The organism is Streptomyces sp. NPDC004788 (assembly GCF_053601115.1).
Map to the genome: position 1 here is coordinate 1 of NZ_JBSGBF010000082.1, position 18525 is coordinate 18525.

The 18525-nt window shown below is 73.7% G+C and carries 18 protein-coding genes; 6 read left to right on the plus strand and 12 right to left on the minus strand.

Annotated features, from left to right (window positions below; translation table 11 throughout):
* Positions 1-54 precede the first annotated feature (54 nt).
* From ACWEJX_RS28540 to ACWEJX_RS28560, 5 genes are all read right to left on the minus strand, one after another.
* Positions 55-996 (minus strand): ROK family glucokinase, encoded by a 942-nt coding sequence (locus tag ACWEJX_RS28540; protein WP_403798398.1) that lies wholly within the window; start codon positions 994-996, stop codon positions 55-57.
* Between the two features lie 99 nt (positions 997-1095).
* The gene (locus ACWEJX_RS28545; protein WP_451610288.1) at positions 1096-1590 is read right to left on the minus strand and encodes a DUF5304 domain-containing protein; all 495 of its coding nucleotides are present in this window, start codon (positions 1588-1590) and stop codon (positions 1096-1098) included.
* 51 nt (positions 1591-1641) lie between these two features.
* On the minus strand, positions 1642-2847 hold the full coding sequence (locus ACWEJX_RS28550) for an ArsA family ATPase (RefSeq protein ID WP_451610289.1): 1206 nt from the start codon (positions 2845-2847) through the stop codon (positions 1642-1644).
* 51 nt (positions 2848-2898) lie between these two features.
* Positions 2899-3342 carry an SRPBCC family protein gene (locus ACWEJX_RS28555; protein ID WP_451610290.1) on the minus strand — a complete coding sequence of 148 codons (444 nt, stop codon included), beginning with the start codon at positions 3340-3342 and terminating at the stop codon, positions 2899-2901.
* Positions 3343-3432: 90 nt separating this feature from the next.
* On the minus strand, positions 3433-4188 hold the full coding sequence (locus ACWEJX_RS28560; RefSeq protein WP_451610315.1) for a metallophosphoesterase family protein: 756 nt from the start codon (positions 4186-4188) through the stop codon (positions 3433-3435).
* Positions 4189-4456: 268 nt separating this feature from the next.
* Here ACWEJX_RS28560 and ACWEJX_RS28565 point away from each other — a divergent pair, with 268 nt between their 5' ends.
* Together ACWEJX_RS28565 and ACWEJX_RS28570 are read left to right on the plus strand one after the other, a co-directional pair.
* Positions 4457-6253 carry an AMP-dependent synthetase/ligase gene (locus ACWEJX_RS28565; RefSeq protein WP_451610291.1) on the plus strand — a complete coding sequence of 599 codons (1797 nt, stop codon included), beginning with the start codon at positions 4457-4459 and terminating at the stop codon, positions 6251-6253.
* A gap of 179 nt (positions 6254-6432) precedes the next feature.
* Entirely contained in the window at positions 6433-6954 is a 522-nt protein-coding gene (locus ACWEJX_RS28570) for a hypothetical protein (protein WP_451610292.1), read from the plus strand.
* Between the two features lie 82 nt (positions 6955-7036).
* On the opposite strand, the gene ACWEJX_RS28575 is transcribed toward ACWEJX_RS28570, so the two are convergent.
* Positions 7037-8179 (minus strand): glycosyltransferase family 4 protein, encoded by a 1143-nt coding sequence (locus ACWEJX_RS28575; protein ID WP_451610293.1) that lies wholly within the window; start codon positions 8177-8179, stop codon positions 7037-7039.
* A gap of 91 nt (positions 8180-8270) precedes the next feature.
* Between ACWEJX_RS28575 and ACWEJX_RS28580 the strand changes: the two genes are divergently transcribed.
* Positions 8271-9734 carry a glycosyltransferase 87 family protein gene (locus ACWEJX_RS28580; RefSeq protein ID WP_451610294.1) on the plus strand — a complete coding sequence of 488 codons (1464 nt, stop codon included), beginning with the start codon at positions 8271-8273 and terminating at the stop codon, positions 9732-9734.
* Here the strand turns inward: ACWEJX_RS28580 and ACWEJX_RS28585 are convergent.
* Positions 9689-11200, minus strand: coding sequence for an MATE family efflux transporter (locus tag ACWEJX_RS28585; protein ID WP_451610295.1), 1512 nt, complete (start codon positions 11198-11200; stop codon positions 9689-9691). The genes ACWEJX_RS28580 and ACWEJX_RS28585 overlap by 46 nt on opposite strands.
* 111 nt (positions 11201-11311) lie before the next feature.
* On the opposite strand from ACWEJX_RS28585, the gene ACWEJX_RS28590 reads away from it, so the two are divergent.
* Positions 11312-11851, plus strand: coding sequence for a PadR family transcriptional regulator (locus ACWEJX_RS28590; RefSeq protein WP_451610296.1), 540 nt, complete (start codon positions 11312-11314; stop codon positions 11849-11851).
* Here the strand turns inward: ACWEJX_RS28590 and ACWEJX_RS28595 are convergent.
* From ACWEJX_RS28595 to ACWEJX_RS28615, 5 genes are all read right to left on the minus strand, one after another.
* Positions 11848-13062, minus strand: coding sequence for a hypothetical protein (locus tag ACWEJX_RS28595; protein WP_451610297.1), 1215 nt, complete (start codon positions 13060-13062; stop codon positions 11848-11850). The genes ACWEJX_RS28590 and ACWEJX_RS28595 overlap by 4 nt on opposite strands.
* Positions 13063-13101: 39 nt before the next feature.
* Positions 13102-14124 (minus strand): NlpC/P60 family protein, encoded by a 1023-nt coding sequence (locus ACWEJX_RS28600; protein WP_451610298.1) that lies wholly within the window; start codon positions 14122-14124, stop codon positions 13102-13104.
* A 220-nt stretch (positions 14125-14344) separates the two neighbouring features.
* Complete coding sequence (locus ACWEJX_RS28605; RefSeq protein ID WP_451610299.1) at positions 14345-15373, minus strand: NlpC/P60 family protein; 1029 nt, start codon at positions 15371-15373, stop codon at positions 14345-14347.
* A gap of 257 nt (positions 15374-15630) precedes the next feature.
* The gene (locus tag ACWEJX_RS28610; protein ID WP_451610300.1) at positions 15631-17004 is read right to left on the minus strand and encodes an NYN domain-containing protein; all 1374 of its coding nucleotides are present in this window, start codon (positions 17002-17004) and stop codon (positions 15631-15633) included.
* A gap of 65 nt (positions 17005-17069) precedes the next feature.
* Positions 17070-17312 (minus strand): hypothetical protein, encoded by a 243-nt coding sequence (locus ACWEJX_RS28615; RefSeq protein WP_403798432.1) that lies wholly within the window; start codon positions 17310-17312, stop codon positions 17070-17072.
* A gap of 176 nt (positions 17313-17488) precedes the next feature.
* On the opposite strand from ACWEJX_RS28615, the gene ACWEJX_RS28620 reads away from it, so the two are divergent.
* On the plus strand, positions 17489-18223 hold the full coding sequence (locus tag ACWEJX_RS28620) for a rhomboid family intramembrane serine protease (RefSeq protein WP_451610301.1): 735 nt from the start codon (positions 17489-17491) through the stop codon (positions 18221-18223).
* A complete protein-coding gene (locus tag ACWEJX_RS28625) occupies positions 18220-18501 on the plus strand; it encodes an Lrp/AsnC ligand binding domain-containing protein (RefSeq protein ID WP_451610302.1) in 282 nt (93 codons plus the stop codon). The genes ACWEJX_RS28620 and ACWEJX_RS28625 overlap by 4 nt, the downstream gene beginning before the upstream one ends.
* Positions 18502-18525 lie beyond the last annotated feature (24 nt).

The window sequence follows — 18525 nt, forward strand, 5'->3', positions numbered from 1 at the left end:
CCGGGGCCCGCCGACCCCCAGAGGGCGCGGCGGGCACCGGCGTGAAGAGCCTGCTCAGCCCTGGCGGGCCAGGTCGGCCGCGCCGACGAGTCCGGCCTTGTTGCCGAGCTTCGCGGCGAGGACCTGGGCGTGCGGCCGGTAGCGGCCGCCGATCAGCCAGCGCCGGAAGGACTTGCGGATCGGGTCGAGGACCAGCTCGCCCTCGTCGGAGACGCCGCCGCCGACGATGAACGCCGAGGGGTCGAAGAGCGACGCCAGGTCCGCGAGGCCGGCGCCGGCCCAGCGGGCGAGCTCGCGGAAGGAGTCGATGGCGACCTTGTCGCCCGCGCGGGCGGCCTCGCTGACGTGCCTGCCCTCGATGCCCTCGGGGGTGCCGTCGCCGAGACCGAGGAGCACCGTGGCGTTCTCGGGGGTGGCGGCGGCGCGCTGCTTCGCGTAGCGGACCAGGGCGCGGCCGGAGGCGTACTGCTCCCAGCAGCCCTGGCTGCCGCAGCCGCACAGCAGGCCGTCCGGGACGACCCGGATGTGGCCGAACTCGGCGGCCACGCCGAAGCGGCCGCGGCGCAGCTTGTTGCCGATGATGATGCCGCCGCCGAGGCCGGTGCCCAGCGTGATGCAGATGACGTCCTCGTGGCCCTGGCCGGCGCCGAAGCGGTACTCGCCCCAGGCGGCGGCGTTGGCGTCGTTCTCGACGACGACGGGGAGGCCGACGCGCTGTTCGACCTTGTCCTTCAGCGGCTCGTGCCGCCAGTGGATGTTCGGCGCGAAGAGGACGGTGGCGCGCTTGTCGTCGACGTAGCCCGCGGCGCCGATGCCGACGGCCTCGATCTGGTACCCCTTGCCGGCCTCGGAGACCGCGGCGCAGATGGCGTCGACGATGCCCTCGGGGGTCGGCGGCGTGGGCACGGTGTGCGTGTCGAGGATGTTGCCCTCCTCGTCGACCACGCCGGCCGCGATCTTCGTGCCGCCGATGTCGACGCCGATGGTGAGTCCCATGTGTCCCTCAGTTTTCGGTCGAGCCCCGCTAGGGCCCACCGTACCCGAGGAGGACCCGCCTCCTGATCCGTCCGGGCTCAGTCCGGGATCAGTCCGGGATCAGTCCAGGTCGATGTGCTGGCCGGTGCCGGGGCCCTCGTCCTTGCGGTGGTCCTTGCGGTCGTCCTTGCCCTCGTCCTTCGGGGTGGCATCGGTGTCGGTGCCGGTGCCGGCTCCCGTCGCCTCCCGGGTGTCGCCGCGCGTCCAGCGCGACTCGTGGCCCTGGACGGCGGACCGGTAGGCGGCGAGCAGCTCGTTCCCGGCGGCCGCGAGGTGGTCGAAGACCTGCGGGTTGCGCTCGATGACGGGCTCGACGAGGGCCTTCGCCTGCTGGACGACCTGCTGGACCGTGGCCGCGGCGTGACCGGCGGCGGGGCCGCCGAGCGGGCCGCCCAGGGTCCCGGAGAGCTTGTCGGCGACGGCCTCGAAGAGCTTGCGGAACTCCTCGGCCGGGGTGCCCGGCTCCTCGCCCTGCCGGGCGCGGCGGCGGGCCTTCTCGGCCTCCAGGTCCTCGGCGCAGGCCTGGGCCCAGGCGTCCTGGTCGCTGTCGCTCATGGCGTACTCCTTCGGGCTTCTACGGTCGACGGTACAACGTCCGGGAGCCGCTCAGGGAGCGGTCCTCGGCCAGAGTCCGGGGTCGGGGGTGAACCGGATCCGCAGGTCGCCGTCGACGAGTCCGGCGCCGGTGACGGTGCAGCGGCGCAGTACGGCGGGCAGCGGGACGGCGCGGCGGAACGGGCCGACGGCGAGGAGGAGTTCGTCCCCGCGGCGGACGAGGGAGAGCCCGTCCTTGACGGCGCCGGGCAGCGGGACGTGCCAGACGAGGATGCCGTCCGCGGCGCGCCGGTCCTCGACGGTCCACTCGGCGGCGGCCGGCGCCGTCCCCACGGGCACGGCGAGCAGGGCCAGGTCCTCGGGGCCGCGGACCCCCCGCCCGAGGTGCGGCAGCTCGTGGAGCGCCGGGTGGTCCTCGCGCAGCGCGGCGAGGTGGCGGTGCTGTTCGGCGGCGAGCCCGGCGAACCAGGGGTCGGCCGAGCCGTCGGGCAGTACGCGGTTGGCGACGACGCCGTCGAGGGCGAGGCCCTGGAGCGCGAGCCCGAGGCGGGCGGTGCGCAGGGCGTCGGTGGCGGCGGGGCCTGGTTCGACGACGAGCCGGACGGCGGTGCGCGGGGAGTCGACGACGTCCTGGACGGCGGCGAGCTCCGCCTCCCAGCGGCCGGTGGTCTCGTACAGCCACTGCGCGGGCAGCGGTACGCCGGCGAGCTGGGCGAGCATCGGGCGCAGCGCGCGGGCGGCCTGCCGCTCGGGCGGGAGCAGGCGGCGCAGATAGCGGCGGAGCTGCTCGGGCAGCGCGAGCAGCGTCAGCGCCTCGCGGACCGGCGGCAGCTCGACCACGACCAGGTCCCAGTCCCCGGCCGCCGCGTCCCTGAGCGCCCGCAGCAGCGCGACCTGCCCGCTGCCGGGCGGCTCGGTCAGCTCGGCCTCCTCCAGGGGCGCGGCGCCGAGCAGATCGAGCGCGGCGGTGGAGCGGGCCTGGAAGGCGAGGAACTCACGGCGGAAGTCCCCGGCGGCGTCGGGAACGAGGAGGTGGAGACTACCGACGGCGTCTCCGTCGGTTCCGCCCGGCTCCGTCAGCCGCACCGGGTGCGGCCGCCCGGCCGGGGCCTCGCCCACCGGGAGCCCGGACGTGCCGTCCGCCTCGCCGGAGACGAGGAGCACCCGGCGGCCCGCCCGGGCCTCGGCGAGGGCGGTGCCCGACGCGACGGTGGTCCGGCCGGCGCCGCCCGTACCGGTGACAAGAATGATCCGCATGCGCCGACGGTACCGGCGCCGGGGCGGGGCGGGGCGCCGGGGACCCGTCGGCTACTTGCCCGACTCGACGCGCTGCTTCAGGCCCGCCAGCGCGCGGTCGATGATGACCTTCTCCGCCTTGCGCTTGATCATGCCGAGCATCGGGATCTTGACGTCGACCGTCAGCTGGTACGTGACCTCGGTGGCCGCGCCGCCCGCCGCCGGGGCGAGGCGGTAGGAGCCGTCGAGGGCGCGGAGCATCTGGGACTTGACGAGGGTCCAGGAGACCTCGTTGTCGCCGGTCCAGGTGTAGGCGAGGGTGTGGTCGTCCTTGATGGCGCCGGCGTCGAGGAGGAGGCGGACCTTCTGTGCGCGGCCGGCCGGGTCGGTCTCCAGGACCTCGGCCTCCTTCACCTCGCCCGTCCACTCGGGGTAGCGGGCGAAGTCGGCGATGACGCCCATGACCTCGGCCGGGGCCGCCTCGATGGTGATGCTCGAGCTGGTGTGTTCCGCCATCGCGGGGGCTCCTCGTATGGACGCGACTCTCTTCAGTCTTCAGCGTGAAGGCTATCGCGCCGCTCTGCGGCCCCCGTCACCGCTCCACCGTCACCACTCCAGCGTCCACGGCCGCCCCGTCGCCGCGAAGTGCCCGACGTTGACGCACTCGGTCGCGCCGATCCGCATCCGGCGGACGAGCGGCTGGTGGACGTGGCCGAAGAGGGCGTAGCGGGGGCGGACGCGGTGGATGGCGTCGAGGAGGGCGCGGCTGCCGCGTTCGAAGCGCCGGGCGACGGTGTCGTAGGTGAGCTCGGGGACGTCCGGCGGGATGTGCGAGCAGAGCACGTCGACCTCGCCGAGCGCCTCGACCTTCTCGGCGTACTCCTCTTCGGAGATCTCGTACGGGGTGCGCATGGGGCTGTGCAGGCCGCCGCCGACGAAGCCGAAGACGAGGCCGCCGAGCTCGACGCGCTGGCCGTCGAGGACGGTGGTGCCGGGGCCGGCGAACTCGGGCCAGAGGCCGGGCATGTCCACGTTGCCGTAGGTGGCGTACGTCGGGGTGGGGAAGGCGGCGAACATCTCGGCGTACTGGCGGCGTACGGCGGACTCGATCGCGGCGGCGCGGTCGATGCCCAGCTCGCCCCAGAGCCGGCGCCCGAGGTCGCGGGCCTCGTCGTAGCGGCGGGCGGTGCGCAGCTCGACGATGAGGTCGGCGTTCTCGACGCCGAAGAGGTCGGGGAAGATGCCGCGGCTGTGGTCGGCGTAGTCGAGGAAGAGCACCAGGTCGCCGAGGCATATGAGGGCGTCGGCGCCGTCCCCCGCCCGGGCGAGGGCTCCCGTGTTCCCGTGCACGTCGCTCACCACGTTGATCCTCATGACGTCAGCCTAGGGGTTGCGACCTGCGGTTACTTGGGAGTCGGGAAACCGGTCGACTACTGTGCGGCCAGGAACGCCATAGATGTGTGACGCATGGAACATCTGGCCAGGACCCCCTATCCGGAACCGCGTACTGATGGGTAACGTCCGGGCAGTCCAGTCGTGCTCATCCCCACCCAGAGCACCCTCCGGTCTTGGACCGCACCGGTGCATCACACAGAGCCGTGGCGCCGGCGCCCGATGAGGAGCAGCAGTCTTGCGCGAGTTCAGCCTTCCGGCCCTGTACGAGGTCCCCACGGACGGCAACCTGACGGATCTCATCCGCCGCAACGCCTCCCAGCATCCAGAGGTCGCCGTGATGGCGAAGAAGGTCGCGGGCGCCTGGGTCGACGTCACCGCGAAGCAGTTCCTCGCCGAGGTCCGGGGCGCGGCGAAGGGCCTGATCGCGGCCGGGATCGAGCCGGGCGACCGGGTCGCGCTGCTCTCCCGCACCCGCTACGAGTGGGTGCTGCTCGACTTCGCGATCTGGAGCGCGGGCGCGGTGACCGTGCCGGTGTACGAGACCAGCTCGCCGGAGCAGATCCAGTGGATCCTCGGTGACTCGGGCGCGACGCTGGTGCTCGTCGAGACTCCGGCGCACCAGGCCGCCGTGGAGTCCGTGCGGGCGAACCTGCCGGACCTCAAGGGCCTCTGGCAGATCGAGGGCGACGCGGTCGCGCAGCTCACGGCCACCGGCGCGGACGTCTCGGACGAGCTGCTCGACCAGCGGATGTCCACGGCGCACGCGGACGACCCGGCGACGATCGTCTACACCTCGGGCACCACCGGCCGCCCCAAGGGCTGTGTGCTGACCCACCGCGCCTTCTTCGCCGAGTGCGGCAACGTGGTGGAGCGGCTGAAGCCGCTGTTCCGGACGGGCGAGTCCTCGGCGCTGCTGTTCCTGCCGGCCGCGCACGTCTTCGGCCGGCTGATCGAGGTCGGCTGTGTGATGGCGCCGATCAAGCTGGGCTGCCTGCCGGACATCAAGACCCTCACGGACGAGCTGGCGTCCTTCAAGCCGACGCTGATCCTCGGCGTGCCGCGGGTCTTCGAGAAGGTCTACAACTCGGCGCGGGCCAAGGCGCAGGCCGACGGCAAGGGCAAGATCTTCGACAAGGCGGCGCACACGGCGATCGCGTACAGCCGCGCGCTGAGCACCCCGCAGGGCCCGTCCCTCGGCCTGCGGCTGAAGCACAAGATCTTCGACAAGCTGGTGTACGGGAAGCTGCGCGCGGTCCTCGGCGGGCGCGGCGAGTACGCGATCTCCGGCGGCGCGCCGCTGGGCGAGCGGCTCGGCCACTTCTTCCGGGGCATCGGCTTCACGGTCCTGGAGGGCTACGGCCTGACGGAGTCCTGCGCGGCGACCGCGTTCAACCCGTGGGACCGGCAGAAGATCGGCACGGTCGGGCAGCCGCTGCCGGGTTCGGTGGTCCGGATCGCCGACGACGGCGAGGTGCTGCTGCACGGCGAGCACGTCTTCACGGGCTACTGGAACAACGAGGCCGCGACGGCGGAGGCGCTGGCGGACGGCTGGTTCCACACCGGTGACATCGGCACGCTCGACGAGGACGGCTACCTCGCGATCACCGGCCGGAAGAAGGAGATCCTGGTGACGGCGGGCGGCAAGAACGTCGCCCCGGCGGTCATCGAGGACCGGATCCGGGCGCACGCGCTGGTCGGTGAGTGCATGGTGGTCGGCGACGGGCGTCCGTTCGTGGGCGCGCTCGTCACGCTCGACGAGGAGTTCCTGGGCCGCTGGGCGGCCGAGCACGGCAAGCCGGCCGGTTCGACGGCGGCGTCGCTGCGCGAGGACCCGGAGCTGCTCGCCGAGGTGCAGCGGGCGGTGGACGACGGCAACGCGGCGGTCTCGAAGGCGGAGTCGGTGCGGAAGTTCCGTATCCTGTCGGCGCAGTTCACGGAGGAGGCGGGGCACATCACCCCGTCGCTGAAGCTGAAGCGGAACGTGGTGGCGAAGGACTTCGCCGACGAGATCGAGGCGATCTACTCGGCCTGAGCGTCCTGACCGGCCTGACCGGCCGGCCTGACGGTCGTCGAAACGCCCCTGGCGGGCCCGGGTCACGGGCCGGCCGGGGGCGTTTCGCGCACGTCGGCCGGAACGGACCATTCCGCACAGACCGTTCCGTACAGCCGGTTCCGTACGGGCGTTCCGATCACACGACATGAAAGGCAGTCATGCGGCTCAAGCGCACCGCCGCCGTCCTGGGCACGGCCCTCACCGCCCTCGTCACGCTCACCGGGTGCAGCACCTGGGGCGAGGACGCCGGGCTGCCCGCGGCCGGTGACATGGCGGCCATCGAGAAGCTGGTGAGCGCGCACACCATGTGCAGCGACCTGCGCACCGGCACCGGCGACAGCGGCACCATGGGCCTGGAGGCGAAGGACCCCGCCTGGGCCGTCAAGGAGCGCGGGGTGTGCGGCAACGACGCCGCGGACACGCTCACCCTGCTGTCCCTCTCCGACATGGAGAAGTTCCAGCAGGCCGACAAGAAGGCCGCCGCCGCGGGCCACGGCACCCGCTTCCTCCTCGGTCAGGACTTCGCCGTGGCCACGACGGACCCGGCGGCGGCCAAGGCCCTGGTGAAGGCCGGCCTGCTGCTCTTCACCTGCGAGAAGGGCTTCAAGGTCCCGGACGGCTACCGCAAGGAGAAGCTGCTCGTGACGGGGTGCGCGCTGACGGACTACCTGCCGGCGTAGCGCGGCCGAGCCCGGGCCGCGCGCCCGGCGCAGTCGACACCGCGGGCAGGCGCCTCGCGGGCCGCGCGTTCGGTGCCCGCCCCTACAGGAGCTCGCGCAGGCGCTCCGCCAGCAGGTCCCAGCGCCAGCGCTCCTCCACCCAGCGGCGGCCGCGCTCGCCCATGCGGGCGCGCAGCTCGGGGTCGAGGAGGAGGGTGGCGACGCGGTCGGCGGTCTCCTCGGGGACTCCCCCGCGGACGACCCAGCCGGTCTCGCCGTCGAGGACGGCGTCGGGGGCCCCGCCGGAGTCGCCGGCGACGACGGGGAGGCCGGTGGCGGAGGCCTCCAGGTAGACGATGCCGAGGCCCTCGACGTCGAGGCCGCCGCGGCGGGTGCGGCAGGGCATGGCGAAGACGTCACCGGCGCCGTAGTGCGCGGGGAGTTCGGACCACGGGACGGCGCCGGTGAAGCGGACGGAGGCGGCGACGCCGGTGCGGGCCGCGAGGGCGCGCAGGTCCTTCTCGTACGGGCCGCCGCCGACGATCAGCAGGACCGCGTCCGGCACCCGGCGCAGGATCTCCGGCATGGCGAGGATCAGCGTGTCCTGGCCCTTGCGCGGCACGAGCCGCGACACGCAGACGACCACCGGGCGGTCGCTGAGCCCGAGCCGTTCGCGCACCTCGGCGCCGCCGGAGTCGGGATGGAAGGTCTTCTCGTCGACGCCAGGCGGCAGCTGCGTCATCCGCGCCGCCGCGGCCGGTGTGAGCGCGGAGGCGATCCGGGAGCGCGTGTACTCGCCGAGGTACGTGAGGGTGTCCGTGCCCTCGCCGATGCGCCGCAGCAGCTGCCGGGCCGCCGGCAGCTGCGCCCAGCCCGCCTCGTGCCCGTGCGTCGTGGCGACGAGCCGCTTCGCGCCCGCGCGCCGCAGCGCCGGCGCCATCAGGCCGAGCGGGGCGGCCGCGCCGAACCAGACCGACTCGCAGCCGTGCTCGCGCAGCAGCGCCGTGGCCCGTGCGGTGACCCGGGGCGTCGGCAGCAGCATGGTGGTGCGGTCACGGATCACCGTGAAAGGCTGGTCCGCGTCGAACGCGGCGGTCGCCTCGATCCCCTCGCGGCTGCGCTTCCACGTGGAGGCGTAGACCACGATCCGTTCGGGATCGAGGCGCAGCGCCATGTTGTGCAGGAATGCCTGGATTCCGCCGGGGCGTGGCGGAAAGTCGTTGGTTACGATCAGGGTCTTGTGCATCGTGGCCGACAGTACCCCGGTCGCACCCCGAGCCCGGCACCACCACCCTCCGCCCGACGCAGGCGGACCGACAGGACAGGACGAGGACAGGATGACGGGCGGCGGAGCGCGTACGGCCACGCGCACAGTCACGGCGACGGGCACGGCCAAGGCTGCCGGTACGGGCCCGGACGCGGGCACGGACGCGGGCACGGCCACGGCCTCGGGCACCACCGCCGGCGCGGACGGCACCGGCGGCATACGCAAGCCCCTCTTCTACTGGGGCCTCACCCGTCTTCTGATACTCCTCACCGTCTTCCGGATCGTCGTCATACCCGGCCCCGACGTCACCAGCGACGTCGGGGAGATCTACCAGGGCTGGTACGAGGTCCTGCGGACCGGCACGTACCCCCTCGACGACGTGACCTGGCAGTACCCGCCGGCCGCCGCCCTCGCGATCCTCTCCCCCGCGCTCCTGCCCTTCCTCGGCTACTCGGCCGCCTTCTTCGTACTGGCGCTGCTCTGCGACGCCTTCGTCTTCGGTCTCCTCGTGTACGCCGGCCGGCGCCCGGGCCGTTCGATGCGCGGCGCCTGGCTGTGGCTGGCCGGGGTGCCGCTGCTCGGGCCGACCGCTTACTCGCGTTACGACCTGATGGTGACCGCCGTCGCGGTGGCGGGCCTGCTCGCGGCGGTGCGCAGCCCGGCGGTGCTCGGCGCGCTCGCCGGGTTCGGCGCGACGCTCAAGGTATGGCCGGTGCTGCTGCTCACGGGCTGCCCGCGGGGCCGGGCCACGGCCCGTTCGTGGGCGACGGCCCTCGGCGCGGCGGCCGGGGTGGTGACGCTGTGCGTGCTCGCGGCGCCGGGAGCGCTCGCGTTCCTGGGCTTCCAGCGGGACCGGGGCACGGAGGTCGAGTCGCTGGGCGCGCTGGTCTTCCACGTGGCCCGGAACTTCGGCTGGCCGGGCGAGGCCCGGATGAACTACGGCTCGATCGAGTTCCTGGGCCCGGGTGTGCACGTCGTGTCGACGGCGGCCATGGTGCTGACCGGCGCCGCCTTCGCCTGGCTGCTCGTGTGGCGGCTGCGGGCCCGCCACCGCACTTCGACGACGGTGGCGGACGCGGCCTTCACGGCGGTGCTGCTGTTCGTGACGACGAGCCGGGTGATCAGCCCGCAGTACATGATCTGGCTGGTGGGTCTCGCGGCGGTGTGCCTGGTGTACCGGGCGAGCCGGATGCGCCGGCCCGCGCATCTGGTGCTGTGGGCGACGGCGGTGACCCAGTTCGAGTTCCCGGTGTGGTTCTCGCACGTCTCGCACAGCGACCTGCTGGGCATCGCGCTGCTGCTCCTGCGCAACGGTCTGCTCGTCGCGGCTTCCCTGTCGGCCTGCCGGATCCTGTGGCGGCAGACGGTCACCGAGCCGCGGTCGGTGGCGTCGGCTCGGGTGCGGATCCCGGCGCAGCCGGCCCGCGACCGCCGGACCGGCGGTGACGGCGACGGTGACCGCGGCGACGGCCACACCGACCGCGATCGTCAGGCCGACCGCGACAGGAGCCGGGTCTCCGCCTCCGCCCGCTGACCGGCCGCCGCCGGGCGGTGCGTCCGGCGGCGCAGCAGCCCGAGGGCGGTGCACTGGGCCGCCATCGCCAGGGCCATGGCCAGGCAGATCCCGGCGAGACCGAGGCCGAGCGGCCCGGACAGCACGTACGCGAGCGGCAGCTGCAGCAGCACGCCGGCGACGGTGATCCGCGCGAGCCGAGGCGAGTCGCCGCTGCCCTCGAAGACCCCGGCCAGGGCGATGAACCCGGCCATGAGCAGCAGATACGGCCCGAGACAGCGCAGGAACAGGGCGCCTGCGGCGGCGACCGCGGGCTCGGCGCCGAAGCCGCGCATCACCGGCCCGGCGCCGAGGAGCAGCGACACGGCCGCGCCCGCGCCGAGCACTCCACCGAGCACGAGGGCCTGCCGGCCGACGGGCCCGCGCTCGTCGTGTCCGGCACCGAGCAGATGGGCGGTGTGGATGGAGGCCGCCTGGCGGACGGCGTAGAAGGCCATGGTGGCGACGTACATGGCCTTGGTGGCGATGCCGTAGGCGGCGATCTCGGTGACGCCGAGCCGGGCGATGACCGACACGAGGGCGAGCGCGCCGCCCATCCGGACGACGAAGTCCACGGACATGGGCAGTCCGAGGGCCGCGGTGCGCCGCAGCGCGGCGATCGTGCCGCCGCCGAGGCGGGCGGAGCCCGCGGACCTCGGGAGCGCGGCACGGCGCAGCGGGCCGGCCGGGCGGGCCTCCTGGGCGGGCTTCAGGAACGCGGTGCCGCGCAGCGGGCCGGCCGGGCGGGCCTCCTGGGCGGGCTTCAGGAACGCGGTGCGGCGCAGCGCGGCAGCCGGGCGGGCCGCGCGCGCGGCCTTCAGCAGGGCGTTCCGGCGCAGCGCGACGAGTCCGGCGGCCAGGGCTGCCGTGCGGCCGATGACCGTGGAGACGGCGGCGCCCTCGACCCCGTACCCGTGCACGAGCAGCGGGTCGAGGAGCAGGATCAGGCCGTTGGCGAGGAAGGCGAGCCGCATCGGGGTGCGGGTGTCGCCGGTGCCCTTGAGGACGCCGTCGAGGACGGTGGTGGCGAAGAAGACCGCCATGCCGGGGAGCGAGATCGCGAAGTAGGCGGTGGCGAGGGCGTGCGCCGGGTGGTCGGCGCCGCCGAGCAGCAGCGCGGCGAGCGGGTCGCGCAGCAGCCAGCCGCCGACGGCGACGGGCGGGACGAGCAGCGCGCCGAGTGCGGCGCCGCCGCGTACGGCGGTGCGCAGGGCGCCCGGATCGTCGGCGCCGCGGGCTCGGGCGACGAGGACGGTGGTGCCGGAGGCGGCCATGAGGACGACGCCGAGGAGCAGGTTCTCGACGTTGGTGGCCACCGCGACGGCGGCGACGGCGTCCCCGCCGAGCCGGGCGACCCAGACCATGTTGATGATCCCGGCGGCGACTCCGGCCAGGAGTTCGAGGTAGACGGGTCCGGCGAGCCGGACGAGCGTACGGCGGTGGTTCATGAACGAGCTCCCCCTCTTTTCGCTGTACCTCGATTCGAGGTACAGCGAAAAGAGGTAGCATGCCGTTCGGGTCCCCGACAAGCGCGAAGTCGAGCGCGAAGGAGCAGAACGGTGCTGGAGCTGTCGATCCTCGGCTTCCTCTACGAGAGGCCGCTGCACGGCTACGAGCTCAAGGAGCGCATCCAGGGCCTGAGCGGCCACGTCCGCCCGGTCAGCGACGGCGCGCTCTATCCGGCCATCACCCGGCTGGTGCGGAACGGCCTGGTCGACAGCCGTACGGAGCCGGGCAGCGGCGCGGCCCAGCGCCGCACGCTCTCGCTCACCCCGGACGGCCGGGCCGAGCTGCTCGCCCGGCTGCGCTCCCCCAAGGACGCCGAGATCACCGACGGCCAGCGCTTCTTCACCCTGCTCGCCTTCCTGGGCCTGCTCCCCGACCCGGCCGAGCAGGCCGCGGTGCTCCGCCGCCGCCAGGCGTTCCTCGACGCCCCGGCCAGCTTCTTCTACGACGGCGGGGCACCGGTCCGCGCCGAGGACGAGCCCGACCCGTTCCGGCGCGGGATGCTGCGGATCGCCCGGGCGACGGGCACGGAGGAGAAGGCGTGGCTCGCCGAGACCCTGGCCGAGCTGGACGGGAAGAGCGCCGGACGTTAGCCGAGCCGCTCGGCCAGATACGCCCGCCACCGCGCCGTGAACTCCTCCGGCGTCGTCTCCAGGACGTCGCCCAGCGCCTTCTCCACCGCGCCCTCGCGCTGCGGATGCGCGCCGACCGCGCGGTAGAACGCGGTCAGCTTCGCCTCGCCCCACCGGTCGGCGATCATCGCGCAGGCCAGCCAGCCGCCCTCGTAGGCGCGGGCCATCGCCTCCGCGTCGCCGCCGAAGGCGAACGCCTTGTCGTCCGGCAGCGTCGCCGGCGTCGTGCCGGCGCGCACCGCTCGGGCGAGTTCGGGGGCGGCCTGGACGGCGGTGCGACCGGTGCCGCGGTAGGCGACCCAGTCGGCGAAGCCCTCGGAGAGCCAGAGCGGGGTGGCCGCGGTGGTCTGGGTGCGGGTGGCGACATGGGTCGTCTCGTGGGTCAGCACGAAGCCCTTGCCGAAGCCGCCGAGCACGGCGTACGCGTCCGGGTTGACGATCACCCGGTCCGCGGGCGCCTTGGGGCCGCCGCCGACCTCGCCGGTGGTGACGGCGGCGATGCCCCGGTACGAGGCCGCGGGCGCGCCGAGCAGCCGGCCCATGGCGTCCAGCGAGGCCGGGACGAGGACCACGATCCGGCCGGCCCAGGGCGAGGGCCAGGCGTCGCCGACGGCGGGCACCGCCCGGTCCGCCGCGTCGGCGATCTCGGTGAGCCGCTCCGCGCTCTGGCCGACGCCGAGTACCAGGCTGCGGCGGCCGGTCACCACCCGCACGTCGCCCTGCTGCCAGAGCTGCTGCGGGGCGCCGTCGGCGGGGCGGTCACCGGTGACGTACCAGCGGCCGCGCCGCTGGGCGAGGTCCACGATCCGCTCGCTGGTCGCGGGCCCGGAGTCGTAGCCCTTGATGCGGTAGCCCAGCTCGGCCCGCGCGGTGGCCCGGCCCGCGCCGGCCGGTTCGACGCGGGTGACGCGGTAGCTCCAGCCGCCCAGCGGGATCCTCCCGACCCGCTCGAACTCGGTGCGCGCGGCGGGCACCAGGGCGGAGTCGAGGTCCGCGAGATAGCCGGGCTCGTCGCGGTCGAGCAACGCCTCGGCGTGCCGGTCGAGCAGCCCCTGGATCTCGCCGCGGGGCGGCCCGGTGGGCCCGGGTGCGGTGCACCCGGGCACGAGGAGCAGGGCGCCGAGCAGCCACGCGCCCGCGCCGCGCGCCGCTCTCCTCCCCTGACCTGCCACGCCCTCGATCGTACGGGGGGAGGGCAAGCCGTCCGGGGCTCAGACCCGGGTCACCGTCACGTGGGACATCATGTTCACCGGGTCGTAGCGGACCCGCGCGCCCGGATAGGGGGCGTGGATGACCTGTCCGTTGCCGGCGTAGATGGCCACGTGGCTGGCGTCGCTGCGGTAGGTGACGAGGTCGCCGGGCTGGGCCTGGGAGAGCGGGATGCGCCGGCCCGCGTTGCGCTGCGCCTGGGAGGTGCGGGGCAGCGCGATGCCGGCCTGGCGGTACGACCAGACCATCAGGCCCGAGCAGTCGAAGGCGGACGGCCCGGCGGCGCCCCACACGTACGGCCTGCCGATGGCGCTGCGCGCGGCGATCACCGCGGCGGAGGCGCGCGAGGGGCCGAGGTCGGCGAGCGGCGGCAGCTCCTCGTCGAGGGCGGCCCGGCCGGTGCGCGAGGCCCGGTCGAAGCCGGCCCGCTCGTCCGGGGTGAGCGAGGCGAGCAACCGGCGGGCCTCGGCGAGCTTCCGTTCGACGGTGCGCTTGTGACGGGCCACGTCGGCGCGGCTGCGCTCCAGTTCGGCGAGGGCCCGGCCGGCCTCGGTGCGCTCCTGCGCCAGTTTGCGCAGTTCGCCGCGGAGTTCGTCGAGGGCGGCGCCCTGCCGGGCGGTGACCCGGTCGAGCACGGCGGCCCGCTCCAGGTAGTTCTCCGGGTCGGCGGAGAGCAGCAGGGCGAGGGCCGGGTCGATGCCGCCGGAGCGGTACTGGGCGCCGGCCACCGAACCGAGCGCGCCGCGCATCCGGTTGATCCGCTCCTGGCCGCGGGCGAGCCGGTCCTGCGCCTGGGAGACCGTGCGGCGCAGCTGGTCGGCCTTCTCGTCGGCCCGGTTGTAGCCCTCGGTGGCCTGCTCGGCCTCCTCGAAGAGCCGGTCGACGGTGGCCCGGGTGGCGCGGGTGGTCTGCGGCAGCGGGCCGCCCGGGTCGGCGTGCGCGGGGACGGCACCGAGGGCCGTGGCCGCGGTGGCCGCGGCTGCGGTGAGGACGGTGACCCTGGCGGGTCGTCGGTGGGACGCCACGGATCGCGCTCCGTTCGGCTCGGCGGACTGCTCGGCGGACTGGCAGGCGCCAGACAGTAGCCGGTGATCAACCCCCGTCCAACGAAGGTGCCGGGCACGCAAAGTGACGCCCCGCCGGAGACCACAGGTCACCAGCGGGGCGTCGCGTCAGTCGGGGTTCCGGCAAACCACCCGTTCGGAGGGGCGTGTCACCGGGGCGGAGTCCACCCGGGGCGGTGCGTCAGATGCGCACGCCGAACATGAAGCTGCCGATGGTGTCCATCGACTCGTAGCGGACCACCGCGCCCGAGTGCGGGGCGTGCAGGACGGTGTTGTTGCCGGCGTAGAGGCCCACGTGCGCCAGGTTGTTGAAGAAGACCAGGTCGCCCGGCTTGAGCTGGCTGCGGCCGATCTTCACGCCGTCGTTCTGCTGGGTGTAGGTGGTGCGGGTGATGCTGACGCCGGCCTGGCGGTAGGACCACATGGTGAGGCCGGAGCAGTCGTACGAGTTGGGGCCCTCGGCGCCGGAGACGTACGGCTTGCCGAGCTGCGTGGCGGCGGCGTTGAGGGCGGCGGCGCCGCGCTGCGAGGCCGGCACCTCGTTGCCGAGGTTGACCCGGTCGCCGGCGGAGCGGCTGGCGCGCTGCTCGTCCTCCTGCATCTTGGCGCGCTCGGCGGCGGTCAGGGTGTTGAGGAGCTTGCGCGCCTCGGCGAGCTTGCCCTGGAACTTCGCCTTCTTCTCGCCGAGGGTCTTGCGGACGTCCTCGAGGTCGGCGAGCTTGCCCGCCGCCTCGGCCCGCTCCTGCGCGAGGGTGCGCTGCTTGGCCTGGATGGTGGCCAGCACGTCGGCCTGCTTGGCGCCGATCTGGTCGATCGCGGACGCCTTGTCGAGGTAGGTGTCCGGGTCGGCGGAGAGGAAGAGCTGGAGCGCCGGGTCGATGCCGCCGGAGCGGTACTGCGCGGTGGCGACCGAACCGATCTGGCCGCGCAGGGTGTTGAGCTCCTGCTGGCCGCGGGCCACCTTGTCCTGGAGGGCGCTGATCTCCTTCTGCAGCGTCTCCCGGCGCTCGTTGGCCTGGTTGTACTGCTCGGTGGCGACCTCGGCCTCTTCGTTGAGGGTGTGGACCTTGGCCTTGACCTCGTCGATCTTCGGCTTCGGGGCCGCCTGGGCACCGGACTGGGCGGAGAGCGCGACGGCCGCGGCGGCGGTCGCGGTGAGCACGGTCACGCGGGTGCGGCTCGGCTGCTTGGGACGACGGTGGGACGCCACGAAGGCGAGCTCCTTCTTCCTCAGAGCCGCCCAACCGGTCAGGGGCAGGCGGGACCGACGCTGCCATCCCGGATGGATGATCGACCGCGCGTAGGTTCGAGCCCCGACCCTAGTGACCATCTTGTGATCAGTTCAAATCCCAAGGGTCAAAATCTGCCTCACGCCACAACTTATTTACCGACACCGCACGGGCAGTAGTGGCCGGTTGACCCTGCGCGGAGCAGAAAACGGACGCAACAGGCAGACAGGGCAACGTCTTACGAGAGGCGCGAAAGCCGCTTCAGCAACAAGGCGGACGCGACCGGCCGCGCACCGGACTTGGCGACGCCGTCGGCCACCTCGCGGTCGGTGGACACGACGACCACCGGACGGCCCGGCGGCTCCGCCCGGACCAGCTGGCGGATCAACTCGTCCGCCGTCACGCCGGGCTTGGAGAACAGCACCCGCACCCCGCGCGGCGGCGCGAGCAGCACCGGCGCGGCCAGCTCCGCGCCGTCGAAGACACAGGTGATCTCGGCGCCCGAGCGGGCCGCGAGCGCGGACAGACCGCCGAGCAGCCGCAGCCGCTGCTTCTCCAGCGGCATCGTCGGATAGCCGGTCTTGGTGACGTTGTAGCCGTCCACCACCAGGTGCGCCTGCGGCAGTTCGAGCAGCTGGTCCAAGAGCGCCGGGTCGGTCTCGGACAGCGCGCGGGCCGCGATGTCCTTCGGCGACATCCGGCCGGGCTCCACCGCGTCCACGGTGTCCGCCGGATGCATCGACACCGGAGGCAGGGCGAGTTCGCGGCGCAGGCCCTGGGCGGCGTCGAGCACCGTGTCCAGAAGCAGCCGCAGCCGCATGTCCTCCACCGAGCGCCCCTCGCGGGCGGCCCGCCGGCTCGCCTCCAGGGCGGCCTCGACCTCGCCGAGCCGGGCCTTGAGCCGCCGGGTCTCGCTCTCGGCGGCGGACACCTGGGCGGCGGCCTCGGCGCGGGCGGCGTCGATCTCGGCCTGCACCCGGCGCAGCGCCGCCTCGCCGCGCTTGACGTCGCTCTGGGCGCTGCGCAACTTGCGGTGAAGCGATTCCGCTTCCTTGCGGGCGGCCTCCAGGTCGTGCCGCAGCTGCTCGGTCTCGGACCTGGCCCGCTCCTTGGCGGCCACGACCTCCTCGCGCAGCCGCTCCAGCTCGCGCCGGCTCAGTTCGTCGGCGCGCTCGGCGTCGGCGCGCTCGGCCTCCTCGCCGGCGGCGGCGACGAGCTTGCCCCAGCCGGCCGGGCGCAGCACATAGGCGGCCGCGGCCACGTCGACCGGGTCGGCGGCGGCGGGCGGGGTGCCGGACTCGACGGCGCCGGCCAGTTCGGGCTGGGCCTCCTTGAAGCGCTCGCCGATCCGCTGCCGGAACAGCGGATCGCTCTCCAGGGCGGCGGCCATCGCGTTCCCGGCGAACTTGGCCCGCCGGGAGGCGGTGAAGCGGGCGTACTGGCGCAGCGGGGCGGGCAGCTCGGCGACGGTCAGGCCGCCGAACGCGTCGGCGACGAGCGCGACGACCTTGCGCCGTACGGCCTCGGGCAGCGGTCGGTCGAGCGCCTCGGCGGCAGCATCGCCCGCCGGGCCGCCGCCCGCCGGTTCATCACCGCGCGCGGGCTGCTCCACGATCCGTCACCCTCTCCCTGTCCGTCGCCCTCGCCGGGGCTCCGAAGCCCTCGCCGGGCCGCTTCTCAGGAAGCGGCGCCCGGCCTGTCCACCAGTTCGATCTGGTCCACCGCGTTGCACCACCGGCAGCGGACCGACTCGATGGTCTCACTGACCACCTCGCGCTCCTCGACGGTCGGCTCTCCGGCGAGGTCCAGATGGACGTATTCGACGACCTTGGACGAGCGCGTCACGTCGAAGCGGGTCAGATTGCCGCACAGGGTGCAGCGCCAGCGGGTCTCGGCGGTCGGCAGGGGAACCGTCGTCATCGTTGCCGTCCTCTTTCCGTACGAGGCTCAGTGTGAGGCTTTATACGAGGCATTACGGGCCCGCGGTGCGCCGTCGGACTGCGGGGGTACTGCCCGTAACCCTACGGCCTCCCGGGTACCCCGTGTCACGGCGAGGCACTCTGTCCAGGTGGGCACCGGTACGCCATGATCTGTCCATGATCGACTGGCGGGGCGCGGCCCTCGACGCATGGCGGAGTGCCCGCAGCGGACCGACCGTGACGTACGGAATCATCGCCGCCTGCGTGCTGCTCTTCGCGGCGAGCCCGGTGGCGGGCCTGAACCCCTCCTACGGCACGGGCGACACCCTCCTCGCGGCGCAGGGCGCGTACTTCCAGCGCTGGGGAGTGGTGCCGGCCGAGCTCACCGCCGGCCGGCCGGGCGCTCTGCTCACCCCGCTGACCGCGCTCTTCGTGCACGGCAGCTGGCTGCATCTGCTCGGGAACATGCTGTTCCTGTACGTGTTCGGGGCGATGGCCGAAGAGCGGATGGGCGCGGCCGAGTACGGCCTGTTCTACCTGGGCTGCGGATACCTGGCGCTGCTCGGGTACGCGGTGGCGCACGCGGACAGCGAGCAGACGCTGGTCGGGGCGTCGGGGGCGATCTCGGGGGTGCTCGGGGCGTTCCTCTATCTCTTCCCGCGGTCCCGGGTGACCAGCCTGTTCCCGTTCCTCTTCTTCCTGCCGCTGCGCTTCCCGGCCTGGATCGTGCTGATCTTCTGGTTCGTGCTCCAGTGGCTGGCGGCGCGCTCGGCGGGGGCCGGGCCGGGAGTGGCGTATCTGGCGCACGTGATCGGCTTCGCGCTCGGCTTCCTCTACGCGTGGGCGCGGTATAGAGGTGGGGCTAGAGTGAAGCCACCAGCCGCGGCCACCGAGGGAGAAAGCCAGCCGTGATCACCGCGATCGTGCTCATCAAGACCAGCGTGGACCGCATCCCCGAGATCGCCGAGGAGATCGCCGCGATCGAATGCGTCAGCGAGGTCTTCTCGGTGACCGGAACGTACGACCTGATCGCCATGGTCCGGGTGGGCCGCCACGACGACCTGGCCGATGTCATCCCGGGCCAGATCTCCAAGATCCCGGGCGTCGAGGGCACCGACACGCACGTCGCCTTCCGGGCCTACTCGCAGCACGACCTGGACGCGGCCTTCGCCATCGGCCTGGAGTCCTGACCCCGCGTACGCACGGCTGAAGCC